Annotated in this window: 9 protein-coding genes; 7 read left to right on the top strand and 2 right to left on the bottom strand. The window is 78.0% G+C overall.

The features are described 5' to 3' along the window. On the top strand, positions 1-665 hold a 665-nt coding region (locus HWY08_RS21585; protein ID WP_176069171.1), incomplete at its 5' end, for an HNH endonuclease. Between the two features lie 212 nt (positions 666-877). Here HWY08_RS21585 and HWY08_RS21580 read toward each other — a convergent pair. Together HWY08_RS21580 and HWY08_RS21575 are read right to left on the bottom strand one after the other, a co-directional pair. Next, positions 878-2020, bottom strand: coding sequence for a coproporphyrinogen-III oxidase family protein (locus HWY08_RS21580; RefSeq protein WP_176069169.1), 1143 nt, complete (start codon positions 2018-2020; stop codon positions 878-880). Positions 2021-2072: 52 nt separating this feature from the next. Continuing rightward, entirely contained in the window at positions 2073-4364 is a 2292-nt protein-coding gene (locus tag HWY08_RS21575) for a response regulator (RefSeq protein WP_176069167.1), read from the bottom strand. Between the two features lie 122 nt (positions 4365-4486). Here HWY08_RS21575 and HWY08_RS21570 point away from each other — a divergent pair, with 122 nt between their 5' ends. Genes HWY08_RS21570 through HWY08_RS21545 form a run of 6 tightly spaced genes read left to right on the top strand, consistent with a single transcriptional unit; the run spans position 4487 to position 12104 of the window. Continuing rightward, a complete protein-coding gene (locus HWY08_RS21570; protein WP_176069165.1) occupies positions 4487-6139 on the top strand; it encodes a mucoidy inhibitor MuiA family protein in 1653 nt (550 codons plus the stop codon). 32 nt (positions 6140-6171) lie between these two features. Further along, positions 6172-7035, top strand: coding sequence for a 50S ribosomal protein L11 methyltransferase (locus HWY08_RS21565; protein ID WP_176069163.1), 864 nt, complete (start codon positions 6172-6174; stop codon positions 7033-7035). Beyond that, complete coding sequence (locus HWY08_RS21560; protein WP_235969749.1) at positions 7032-7757, top strand: 16S rRNA (uracil(1498)-N(3))-methyltransferase; 726 nt, start codon at positions 7032-7034, stop codon at positions 7755-7757. The genes HWY08_RS21565 and HWY08_RS21560 overlap by 4 nt, the downstream gene beginning before the upstream one ends. Positions 7758-7807: 50 nt before the next feature. Beyond that, the gene (locus HWY08_RS21555; RefSeq protein ID WP_176069159.1) at positions 7808-8542 is read left to right on the top strand and encodes an RDD family protein; all 735 of its coding nucleotides are present in this window, start codon (positions 7808-7810) and stop codon (positions 8540-8542) included. Between the two features lie 32 nt (positions 8543-8574). Next, a complete protein-coding gene (locus HWY08_RS21550; RefSeq protein ID WP_176069157.1) occupies positions 8575-10533 on the top strand; it encodes a GspE/PulE/PilB domain-containing protein in 1959 nt (652 codons plus the stop codon). Next, entirely contained in the window at positions 10530-12104 is a 1575-nt protein-coding gene (locus HWY08_RS21545) for an acyl-CoA carboxylase subunit beta (protein ID WP_176069155.1), read from the top strand. The genes HWY08_RS21550 and HWY08_RS21545 overlap by 4 nt, the downstream gene beginning before the upstream one ends. Positions 12105-12132 lie beyond the last annotated feature (28 nt).

The following is a 12132-nucleotide window of genomic DNA, read 5'->3' as shown; positions in this document are numbered from 1 at the left end:
AGGAGCGGGCCAAGGTCGAGGAGCGGCGCTGGGCCTCGCCGGCGCTCCAGGAGGCGAAGCGCGAGGGGCTGCCGTTCGAGAAGCTGCGGCTCCTCTCGAAGCTGCCCGAGCCGGAGATCACCCGCTGGGCCGCGCGGGCGAAGGGCCTCACCTGCGTCGCGCTCCGGCGCGAGCTCGAGGGCGAGGCCGAGCGGCGGATGCGTGCGCAGGGGAAGCTGGCCGTCCCGCTGGCGCTCCGGATGGCGGCGGTGCTCGCCGCCGCGGTGCAGGCCGTCCGCGACCGGACCGGGAAGCGGCTGCCGCTCGGGACCTGCCTCGCCGTCCTCGCGCAGCACTTCCTCGACACCTGGAAGGGCGGGAAGTGCGCCCGGACCCGCTCGCGGAAGGTCCGGGAGCGGGACGAGGGCCATTGCCAGGTCCCCGGCTGCAGCCGCCGCGCGACGCACGCCCACCACGTCCTCTTCCGCTCGCAAGGCGGCGGGGACGAGCTCGACAACCAGCTCGGCCTCTGCGCCTTTCACCACCTCCGGTGCATCCACGCCGGCCACCTGCGCGTGGTGGGGCGGGCGCCTGAGGCGCTGCGGTGGTTCCTCGGCGGGAAGCCGTGGAGCGGGCCGGAGCCCGCGAGGCGGTCCGGCGAAGGGGTGGAGATTTCGGCAGCGTGAGGGCCGCGGGGCGAGGCCGGAGGGCTCCCCTGACGCTCCGCTCGGAACCGCTGGCAGCGTTGCGGGGCCGGGCGGGTTGAGCGGCCCCTCTCCCACGGTTGCTCCCCCGCTCCGCGGGGCGAGGGGAGCAGGGGCCCCTGCCACCGCGAGCCCGACCCCCGACCTCGACCCCGACCTCGACCTCGACCGCGACCGCGACCTCGGCTTCACCCTCACGGCATCAGCCGCTCCGCCACCGCGCTGTGGAGGTCGAGGCCGCGGCTCGTCAGCACGAGGCGCTCGCCGCGCACCACCGCCAGCCGGGCCCGCACGAGCGCCTCGATCTCGCCACGGCGCGACGGCGCGATCGCGGCCAGCGGCGCGCCCTCCCGCAGGCGCAGCGCCAGCATGAGCCGCTCCTCGGCCAGCTCGCGCGGGCCGAGGAGGTCCTCCTCGGCCGTCGGCAGCCGCCCCGCCTCGACCGCCGCCAGGTAGGCGGCGGGGGTCCGCGCGTTGCCGTACCGCGCGGCGTGCTCGCCGCCCTCGGCGTGCCGCGCGCCGTACGCGCCGACGCCGAGGCCGAGGTAGCTCTCGGACTCCCAGTAGAGGCGGTTGTGGACCGACTCGAAGCCGGGGCGCGCGAAGTTCGAGATCTCGTAGCGCGCGAGCCCGCCGCGCCGCAGCGCGCCGCGCAGGGCGCGCGCCTGCGCCACCACCTCGTCGTCGGAGGGCAGCGGCAGGCGCCCCTGCCGGCGGAGGCGGGCGAGCGGCGTCTCCTCGGCCAGCGCCTCGCGGTCGAGCGTGAGCGCGTAGGCGGAGACGTGCGTCACCGGCCAGGCGGCCACCCGCGCCGCGTCCGCCCGCGCGATGGCGACCGTCGACCGGCGCGCGCCGTAGATGAGGTCGACCGCCACGTCCTCCACCGCCTCGGCGGCGGCGCGCACGGCTCGCTCCGCGTCCTCGGGCCGGTGCCGCCGGCCGAGCTTGGCGAGCACGCCGGGGTCGAGCGACTGCACGCCGACCGAGAAGCGGTTCACCCCCGCCTGCGCGTAGGCGGCGAACCGGCCGCGGTCGGCCGCCTCCGGGTTCGCCTCCAGGGTCACCTCGGCGCCGACCGGGAGCGCGAACCGGGCGCGCACCGCCGCCACCACCTCCGCCACCCGCTCCGGGTCCCAGAGCGAGGGCGTGCCGCCGCCCAGGTAGAGCGAGCGCGGCGCGAGGCCCTCGAAGCCGGGGGCGCGGAGCGCCAGCTCGGCCAGCACGGCGCGGGTGTAGCGCTCCTGCGGGATCGCGCGCTCCGTCGCGACCGCGAAGTCGCAGTACGGGCAGTGGACCGTGCAGTAGGGGAAGTGGACGTAGAGGCCGAAGGGGCGCAAGGGGCGGCGCGAGCGGTGGGGCCCGCCCGGCGGGACGGGGCCCACCGCGGCTTCAGGCCTTCTTGAGCTGCGCCAGCAGATCCTTGTTCTTCTGGTGGTAGCGCGCCACCTCGCCGTTCAGAAAATCGTTCTCGGAGCGGAGGTCGTCGAAGTCCTCGCGGAGCTTCGCCAGCGCCGCCTGCGCCTCCGCGAGCTGCGCGTCGCGCGCCCCGGCGCCGGCGTGGTCGCGCTCCAGCTCCGCCACCCGGCGGCGCGCCTGCGCCTCGGCGCGGGCGACCGCCTCGAGCCGCTTCTCCAGCTCGATCAGCGCCGCCCGCTGGCGCTCGGCCTCGGCCGCGTGCCGCTGCTCCGCCTGGGCCGCCTCGCCGGTCAGCGCGCGCCGCTGCGCCTCGGCCTCGGCCTGCGCCCGCTGCAGCGCCGCCTCGCGCGCGCTCGCCTGCGCCTCCAGCTCGGCCGCGCGCCGCTTCTGCGCGTTGAGCTCCGAGCCGAGCCGCGCCAGCTCGCTCGCGCGACCCTGCAGCTCGACCGCCGCCTGCTCCTTCACCCGCTCGCGGTCGGCCTGCGCCTGGTGGGCGGTGCGCGCCGCGGCCTCCACCTGCTGGGTGCGCTGCTGCAGGACCTCCTGCGCGTGCGCCAGGTCGCGGCGGAGCCGGGGCGCCTCGGCCGCCTGCGGCTCGAGCGCCGCCAGGCGCTGCACCTCCGCCGCCAGCGCCGCCGCCTCGGCCCGCGCCGCCTCGCCGGCCCGCAGCTCGGCCGAGAGCTTGCCCGCCAGCTCGTCGCGCTCCGCGGAGAGCTGCGCCTCGCGCCGCGCCGCCTCGGCGACCGCCGTGCTGAGCCGGCCCACCTCGCCGGCGGCGGAGGCGCGCCCCTCGTCGAGCGCCTGGGCCAGATCGGCCGTCTGCGCCTGGGAGGCCGCCAGCTCCGCCTGCAGCGCCCGGTGCGCGTGCTCGAGCGCGGCGGCCTTCTCGGCCTGCGCCGTGGCCTCGCCGCGGGCGAGCCGCAGCGCCTCCTCGGCCGCCTCGCGCCCGGCGCGCTCGCGCGCCAGGTCGCCCCGGAGCGCCTCGCCCGCCGCCCGCGCCTCGGCCAGCTCCTGCGCCAGCCCCTCGGCCCGCGCGCGCGCCTCGTCCTTGTCGCCCCGCTCGGCCGCGAGCTCCCGCGCCGCGGCGGCGCGCGCCTCCTCCGCCTGCTGCAGCGCGTGCGAGAGCTCCGCCTGGAGCCGGGAGGCGTCGGCGGCGTGCGCGTCGCGCTCGCCCCGCGCGCCGGCGAGCGCCACCTGCAGCTCGTCGCGCTCGGCGCCGGCGCGGGCGTCGGCCTCGGCGCGGGCGGCGCGCTCCGCCTCGAGCGCGGCGACGCCGCTGGCGCGCGCCTCCGCCAGCGACGCCTCCAGCGCCGCGCGGGCGTCGTCGGCCGAGGCCAGGCGCTGCGACCAGCCCTGCTCGGCGGTCTCCTGCGCCTGCATGGTCTCGGAGAGCACCTCGGAGAGCGACTGGCGCGTGCCCTCCGACTCGGCCAGCCGCCGCGCGACCTCGTCGCGCGCGGCGCCGGCCGCGGACAGCGCCTCGTCCGTCTCCGCCAGGCGCCGCTCCAGCTCGCGGCGCGCCACCTCGGCGGCGGCGAGCGCGTCCTGGCGCGCCTCGAGCGCCGCGTGGAGGGAGGTGGACGCGCGCTGGTGGGCCGCCACCGCCTCCTTGACCCGCCCCAGGAACGCGTCCTTCACCCGCAGCCGCTCGCGGAAGAACTCGACCCGCTCCTCGGGCGTGCCGCGCGGCGGCGACGGGTCGCGCGGCCAGTCGGCGAAGAGCGCCTCGAGCGCGCCCGCGTCGGGGACGGGGGGCGCCGGCGGGAGCGGGGCCGGCAGCGGCACCGCCGCGGGCGCCGGCGCGGCGGCGCGCGGCGCGGCCGCCCCCGGGATGGGCGGCGGCCCGCCCGCCCCGCGCGGCTTGCGCGGCGGCGGCGCGGGCGCCGGGGCAGGGGCGCCGTCGCCCGCGAGCCGGCTGGCGCGCCCCACCAGATCGGCGAGGTCGAGCGGCTGGCGCAGGTAGTCGTCGGCGTGGGTGCGCGACTGCCGGTGCGCCTCGATGGCCGAGGCGTTCGCCTCGGTCGTGTAGAGGATGAGCGGCAGCGAGGCGAGGGCGCGCTTCAGGCGGTTGCACACCGAGAAGCCGCTCATGTCCGGCAGCTCGGCCGCGAGCAGGACCAGGTCCGGCCGGCTGGCCCGGCAGCGGTCCACCGCCGGCTCTCCCGCGGCGAGCGCGGTGACGCTCCAGCCGGCCGGCGCGAAGGCGCGCCGGATGGCCTCCGTCAGCGCCGGATCCGGATCGATGAGGAGGAGCTCGCGTCCCATGGGGAAGGGGCATGCTAGCGCGTTTCGACCGGCGGGCGAAAAGGCGGGCGGCGGGGATGTGGGGAGAGGTCGGTAGATCCTTTTCCAGGTTCGTGCGTCCCTGTGAGGAGGAGGCCACGACCATGCGCCCAGCCCTGCTGCTCACCACCCTGCTCCCCGCCCTCGCCCTCGCCGCGCCCGCCGCGGTGACGGCGCCGTCCCGCGTCGACGCGGTCACGGTCTACCGCTCGTCTGCGCGGGTCACCCGCGCGGCGCGGGTCGAGCTCGCGGCGGGAGCGGCGCGCGTCCTGCTGGCCGGGCTGCCGGACCAGCTCGACGACGACTCGATCCGGGTCGAGGGGAAGGGGACCGCGCGGGCGCGCGTGTTCGGGGTCACGGTCGAGCGGGTCACGGCGGCGGAGGCTGCGGCGGCGGAGGGGCGCGCGGCGGAGGAGCGGCTCGAGCGGCTGCAGGACGACGACCGCGCGCTCGAGGACCGGATCCGCGCGGCGCAGGCGCGCCTCGAGTTCGTGAAGTCGCTGCGCTCGACCTACTCGGAGGAGCGCTCGAAGAACCTGGCGGTCCGCGGCGTCTCGGCCAAGGAGTGGGGCGACCTGGCCGCGTTCGTCTCCGCCGAGACCGCCCAGGCCACCGGCGAGGCGCGCAAGGCCGAGGCGGCGCGGCGGGAGCTGGCGCGGCGGGTCGCGCAGGCGCGCGCCGAGCTGGACAAGGTCCAGGCGAAGCGCGCGGTCACCACCAAGACGGTCGCGGTCGAGCTCGAGGCGGAGCGGGACGGCGCGCTCGAGCTGGCGGTGTCGTACGCGGTCCCCTCCGCCGGCTGGACGCCGGTCTGGGACGCGCGCCTCCTGCCGGAGGCCTCCAGGATGGAGCTCTCCTTCCTCGGCTCGGTCTGGCAGCGCACGGGCGAGGACTGGAGCGGCGTCGCGCTCTCGGTCTCCACCGCGCAGCCCGCCCGCGGCCTGTTCGTGCCGCGCCTCGAGCCGCTCTACCTGCACCGGGCCGAGCCGCCGAGGCCGATGGTGGCCACGCAGGCGCTCCGGCGCTCCGCCGCGGCGCCGAGCGCGGCCGCGCCGGCGCCGGCGGAGCGCGCCGAGAAGAGCGAGGCGGAGTCGTACGAGGTGGAGGCGGCGCAAGCCACCGTCGAGGACGGGCTCCTCGCCACCGCCTTCACCGCGCCGCGGCGCGAGACCGTGGACGGCTCGGGGCAGGCCCGGAAGATCTCCCTGGCGCGCTTCCCGCTCCAGGCGGAGGTGGTCCGCACCGCGGCGCCGCGGGTGGACGGGGCGGCCTTCCTCACCGCCAAGGCGGTGAACGAGACCGGCTTCCCGCTCCTCGGCGGGACGGCGGGCGTGTACGTGGGCGAGCAGTTCGCCGGGCGCACCGCGCTCCCCTTCACCCCCGCCGGCGGCGAGCTCGAGCTCGCCTTCGGCGCGGACGACCGGATCGAGGTGGACCGCAAGGTGCTCGAGCGCAGGCACGAGACGGCGGGGCTGCTCACCAAGGACGAGGTCTACCGGTTCCGGGTCCGCATCGGCGTGAAGAACCGGTACGCGTCGCCGGTCGCGGTGAGGCTGCTCGACCTCGTGCCGGTGAGCCGCGACGAGAAGATCGCGGTGGCGGTGCTCGACGGCACGACCGCCCCGACGCGCGAGGACCCCGAGCGCCCCGGCGTCCGCATCCACGAGCTCGCGCTCGGCGCGCGGGAGCAGAAGGTGGTCGAGCTGCGCTACGAGGTGCGCTACCCGCGGGGCTTCCCGATCGCGGGGCTGGAGTGAGCGAGCCGCGGATTCCGTGTTAAACGACCGCCATGCCCAGCTACGCGCTCACGGTGGACGTCCCGGAGGCGGAGGCCGACGACACGGCGGCGCTGCTGCTCGACGCGGGGGCGGCGGGGGCGGAGGTGCGCGACGGCTCGGTGGCGCCGATGCCCGGGACGCCGCGGCCTTCCGCCGGGCGGGCGCTGGTGGTCGCGTTCTTCGCGGCGCGCCAGGCTGCGACCGAGGCGGCGGCGGAGCTGGGCCTCGAGGGGGCGGTGGCGGAGCTCGCCGATCAGGACTGGAGCGAGACCTGGAAGGCGGGGCTGGCGCCGTTCCGCGTGGGGCGCGTCTTCATCCGCTTCTCCTGGACGCCGTCACCGCCGCCGCCGGGGACGGTCGAGGTGGTGCTCGATCCGGGCATGGCCTTCGGGACGGGCACGCACCCCACCACGGCGCTCTGCCTGGCGGGGCTCGACGAGCTCCTGGCCGCGTCGCCGGGGGCGGCGGTGCTCGACGTGGGCACGGGCTCGGGGCTGCTCGCCATCGCGGCGCGGAAGCTCGGCGCGGGGCGGGTGGCGGCCACCGAGAACGACCCGGTGGCGCTGCGGGTGGCGGAAGAGAACGCGGAGCGCAACGGCGTGCAGCTCGAGCTGAAGCTGGCCGCGCCGGACGAGGTCCAGGGCCGGTTCCCGATCGTCGTGGCGAACATCCTCGCCAACACGCTCGTCGAGCTGGCGCCGGGGATCGCGGCGCGGCTGGCGCCGGGCGGCGCGCTGCTCCTCTCCGGGATCCTGGCCGGACAGGAGGACGAGGTGCGCGCGGCCTACCTGGCGCAGGGGCTCGTGCCCGACCCGGCGCGGGAGCGGTCGCAGGCGGAGTGGCGCCTCCTGGCGCTCGCGAGGCCGGCGCCGTGAGGCGGCTCTTCATCCCGCTGGCGCGGCTCGGCGGGGCGCGGGCGGCGCTCACGGCGAGCGAGGCGCACTACCTCACCGCGGTGCTGCGGCTCGGCCCGGGCACGACGGTGGAGGTCTTCGACGGCGAGGGGGGCGCGCGCGAGGCGCGGCTCGCCGCGACCGAGTCCGGGCTCGCGCTGGAGCTCGGGCCGCGCCGCGACGCGCCGGCGCCGGCGGCCAAGGTCCACCTGGCCTTCGCCCTGGCGCGCGGCGAGCGGAGCGACGTGGCGGTGCAGAAGGCGACCGAGGTGGGGGTGGCGCGCCTCACGCCCTTCCAGGCGGTCCGCTCGGTGGTGAAGCTCGACGCGCAGCGCGGGGCGGAGCGCGCGCGCCGCTGGCAGCGCATCGCCGCGGAGGCGGCGCGCCAGTGCGGGCGCGCCGACGTGCCGGTGGTGGACCCGCCCACGACGCTCGCTGCGGCGCTGGCCGCGGCGCCGCCGGGGTTCCGGACGGTGCTCTTCTACGAGGCGGGCGGCGAGCCGGTGGCGGAGGTGGTGGACCCGGGCGCGGCGGGACACCTCCTCGTGGTGGGGCCGGAGGGCGGCTTCGCGCCGGAGGAGGTCGAGGCGGCCCTGGCGGCCGGCGCGCGCCTCGCCACGCTCGGCCCGCGCATCCTCCGCAACGAGACGGCCGCGATCGTCGCGGCGGCGCTCGTCCAGCACCTCGCGGGCGACCTCCGCTAGGCGCCGGGCCGGATCTTTGACACCGGGTCCGGCGGGGCTAGCGTCGGCCCGTGGAGTGCCCCCGCTGTCACGAGCTCGCCTCGCCCGCAGCCCTGGCGTGCGCCGTCTGCGCGGCGCCGCTGCGCCTCGGCGAGGAGCCGCGGCCGGCGCGGCTCGACCGCGTGCTCGACCTCGACCGGCGAGCGCGGGGGAGGCTCGACCCTCTCCCCGATGCGCCGGACGAAGGGGAGGGGGCGGGCGGTGGCGACCTCGACCTCGACCTCGACCGCGAGCGCGCGTGCGACCGCGACCTCGACCGCGACGGTGAGTGCGATCGCGACCGCGAGGGAGACCAGGACCTCGACGCTCGCGATTGCGGCGCGGCGGAGGAGCCGGAGACGGCCCCGCTGGGAGCGCGGCTGGCGGCGGGCTTCGCCGACGGGACGCTCGTCGCGCTGGGGGTCGCCGCGCCGGTCGGGCTCGCGGCCTGGGCGTTCCCGGATGGGGTGAGCCTCTGGCGGGGCCTCTTCCCGGCCGGGCTGGCACTGGGCGCGCTCGCGTTCGTGGCCTATGCGGCGCTGGCGCACGGGCTCCTGGGGGGCACCCTCGGCGATCGCCTGCTGGGGCTGGCGGTGGTCGAGCGCGACGGCGAGGGTCCCGGGATGGGGCGGGCGGCCGCGCGCGCCGCGCTGGCGCTCCTCGGCACCGCGGCGCTGGGCGCCGGCACCTGGCTCGCGCTCTTCACCTCGAGTCCACGCGCCCTGCACGACCGGGCCGCGGGCACCTTCGTCGTTCGCGCGCCTTGACCCCCTCCACCTCGCCGCCTACAACCGGAGGCGTGCCGCTCGACCTCGCCGCCCTCCTCGTCGAAGCGGGCGCGGCCTCCGCGGCGGACGTCCAGCGCGCCCTGGAGCGCCAGCGCCAGGCGGGCGGCGCGCTCGACACCGCGCTGCTCGAGCTCGGCCTGGTCGAGGAGGGCGAGCTCGTCAGGTTCCTCGCCCGCGCCTCGGGCTTGCCGCCGGCGCCGCTCGAGCTCGCCGCCGACCCGGCCCTGCGCGCGGTCTTCCCGGCGCGGGTGGCGGAGCGGCACGGCCTCGCGCCCTTCCACCTGCGCGGCGGCGAGCTGGCGGTGGCGGTGACGCACCCGCTCGACCTCCCGGCGCTCGAGGAGCTGTCGTTCATGCTCTCGCTGAAGGTCGTGCCGCACGTCGCCCCCGAGTGGCGCGTCCGCCGGCTCCTGGCCCAGCTCTTCGGCGGCGAGCTGGCGGGGCGCTTCGCCGCGCTGGCCTCGCGGAAGGGCGCCCGCCCCGCCCCGGCGCCGGCGCCCGGCCCGGCGGCCGGCGGCGAGGCGGGGCCCGGCGCGGAGAGCCCCGACGACGAGCCAGCGATCACCTTCACCTTCGGCCTCGCCGAGCCGGAGGAGCCGCTGGCCGCGGCGCTGGCCCACGCGCTCGAGAGCGACCTCGAGGCGCTGCTCGGCGACGCCACGCCGCCGGCCCCCACCTCCGGCACCGCGCCCCGCTGGTCGCGCGACGAGGCCTTCGCGGCGCTCGAGGCGGCGACCGGGCGCGACGAGGTGGTCGCGGTGGCGCTCCGCTACACCCTCGATTTCTTCGAGGCGGCCGCGCTCCTCGCGGTCACGCGCGCCCGCGTCGTCGGCCACGACGCGGTGGGCTGGCCGGACGCGCGCGAGCGGTGCCGCGCGGTCCGGCTGGATCGCGACGAGGCGGGGCTCTTGCGGGCGGTGCTGGGCACGAGCGGCCCCTACCTCGGGCCGGTGGGGCGGGACCCCGGGAACGAGAAGCTCCTCGCCGGCCTCGGGCGCGCCTGGCCGAGGACGGCGCTCGTGTACCCGGTCTCGCTCCGTGAGCGCACCGTGTGCCTCCTCTACGCCGACAACGGCGAGGCGCCGGTCTCGCCCTCGCGCCTGGGCGACCTGCTGCTCCTGCTCGGCGCGGTGGGCGCCGCGCTGGAGCGCGTGCTCGTCCGGGGCAAGCAGGCGCGCGCCGCCGCGCCCGCGGGCGAGGTGTCCGCGGGGTGGGCGGTCCGCGAGCCGGGGCGCGCGGCCGGCGAGGCCCCCGGCGCGCCCGCGCCCCTGCCCGCCGCGGCGCCTCTCCCGCCGCCGCGCGACGCGGCGGAGGCGGTGGCGCGCCTCGGCGCCGCGCCGCGCGGCTCGCCCGCCCGCGCCGAGCTCATCGCGCGGCTCGCGCAGCAGGGCCCCGAGGCCGCCGCCGCGCTGCGCGCCGCCTTCCCCGGGCCGGTCGAGGTGGCGGGGCGGGGCGCGGAGATCCCGGTCGAGGAGCGCGGGCCGCTCCTCGCCGCCCTGGTGGCGCTGGGCCCGGTGGCGACGCCGTACGTGATCGACCTCCTGCGCGAGGCCGATCCGGCGCGGCGCCGGCTGGCGGCGCTCCTGCTCGGCCGCGGGGCCGACCCGGCCGCCTTCCTGCCGCTGGCGGACGCGGCGCTCGACGTGGACCGCGGCGCGCGCGACGCGGCGCTGGGGGCGCTGGCGCAGCAGCGGACGCACCCAGAGTTCAGGCCGGTGCTGGAGCGGCTGCGCCGGAGCCTGGTGGCGGGCGAGGGCGACCGGCGGGCCCGCGCGGCCCGCGCGCTCGGCGCCCTGGGCGACGAGGAGGCCATCCCGCTGCTGGTGCAGGCGCTCGACGCCGCCGAGCCGGTGCACGGCGCGGCCGAGGCCGCGCTGGAGGCGCTCACCGGCGCCTCGGGGGCGGGCGCCGAGGGGTGGCTCGGGTGGTGGCGGGAGCGGCGCGGCCGGCGCCGCGAGGGCGGACCGTGAGCGGGCCCGTCGATCCGGACCCGCGCCGCGCGCGGCTCGACCGGCTCGACGCCGAGGCGGAGGGCGGCGGCGGCGCGGCGCGGATCGCGCGCCAGCACGAGGCGGGCAAGCTCACCGCCCGCGAGCGGCTGGAGCTGTTCCTCGACCCCGGCAGCTTCGTCGAGCTCGACAAGTTCAAGACCCACCGCTGCGCCGACTTCGGGATGCAGGAGCACCGCGTCCCGGGCGACGGCGTGGTGACCGGCTACGGGCTGGTCGAGGGGCGGCAGGTCTTCGTCTTCGCGCAGGACTTCACCGTCTTCGGCGGATCGCTCTCCGGCGCGTACGCGGAGAAGATCTGCAAGGTGATGGACCGGGCGATGGAGGTGGGCTGCCCGGTGGTGGGCCTCAACGACTCGGGCGGCGCGCGCATCCAGGAGGGCGTGGTCTCCTTGGCGGGCTACGCCGACATCTTCCTGCGCAACACCCTCGCCTCGGGCGTGGTCCCGCAGGTGAGCGTGGTGATGGGGCCGTGCGCCGGCGGGGCGGTCTACTCGCCCGCCATCACCGACTTCATCTTCATGGTGAAGGACACGAGCTACATGTTCATCACCGGGCCGGAGGTGATCCGCGCGGTGACGCACGAGGAGGTCACGAAGGAGGAGCTGGGCGGCGCGCGCGCCCACGCCCAGAAGTCGGGCGTGGCCCACTTCACCTTCGACAGCGAGGAGGCGACGCTGCGGGCGGTGCGGGAGCTCCTCTCCTTCCTGCCCCAGAACAACGCCGACGACCCGCCCGCCCTGCCGTGCTCGGACGACCCGGCGCGGCGCGACCCGGCGCTGAAGACGCTCGTGCCGGACAGCCCGAACAAGCCGTACGACATGAAGGACGTGCTGCGGGCGGTGGTGGACGACGGGCACTTCTTCGAGGTGGGGCGGCACTACGCCGAGAACCTGGTGATCGGCTTCGCCCGCCTGAACGGGCGGCCGGTGGGGCTGGTGGCGAACCAGCCGGCGGTGCTGGCGGGGGTCCTCGACATCAAGGCCTCGGTGAAGGCGGCCCGCTTCGTGCGCTTCTGCGACGCCTTCAACCTCCCCCTCGTCACCTTCGTCGACGTGCCGGGCTTCCTGCCGGGCACCGACCAGGAGTGGGGCGGGATCATCACGCACGGCGCGAAGCTGCTCTTCGCGTACGCCGAGGCGACCGTGCCGAAGGTGACGGTCATCACCCGCAAGGCCTACGGCGGCGCCTACGACGTGATGGCCTCCAAGCACCTCCGCGCCGACGTGAACTTCGCCTTCCCCACCGCGGAGATCGCGGTCATGGGCCCCGAGGGCGCGGTGGGCATCATCTTCCGCAAGGAGCTCTCGGCGGCCGGCGCAGATCCGGCGGCGCAGCAGGAGACCCGGCAGCGGCTCGTCGCCGACTACCGCGAGAAGTTCGCGAACCCGTACAAGGCGGCCGAGCTCGGCTACGTGGACGAGGTCATCCGGCCCGAGGACACGAGGCCGCGGCTCATCCGCGCCCTCGAGATGCTGCGCACGAAGCGGCAGGAGCTGCCGCCGAAGAAGCACGGGAACATGCCCCTGTAGCGGTACCACCGAGCACGGAGCGCGGACG

It is taken from the genome of Anaeromyxobacter diazotrophicus, from assembly GCF_013340205.1.
In the GTDB taxonomy this organism is placed as follows: Bacteria; Myxococcota; Myxococcia; order Myxococcales; family Anaeromyxobacteraceae; genus Anaeromyxobacter_A; species Anaeromyxobacter_A diazotrophicus.
This window is presented reverse-complemented; position numbering and strand designations above follow the sequence as displayed.

Excerpts from the sequence above, each read along its gene's own strand:
- HWY08_RS21575 (WP_176069167.1), bottom strand. The coding sequence starts at position 4,364 with ATGGGACGCGAGCTCCTCCTCATCGATCCGGATCCGGCGCTGACGGAG.
- HWY08_RS21570 (WP_176069165.1), top strand. The coding sequence starts at position 4,487 with ATGCGCCCAGCCCTGCTGCTCACCACCCTGCTCCCCGCCCTCGCCCTC.
- HWY08_RS21565 (WP_176069163.1), top strand. The coding sequence starts at position 6,172 with ATGCCCAGCTACGCGCTCACGGTGGACGTCCCGGAGGCGGAGGCCGAC.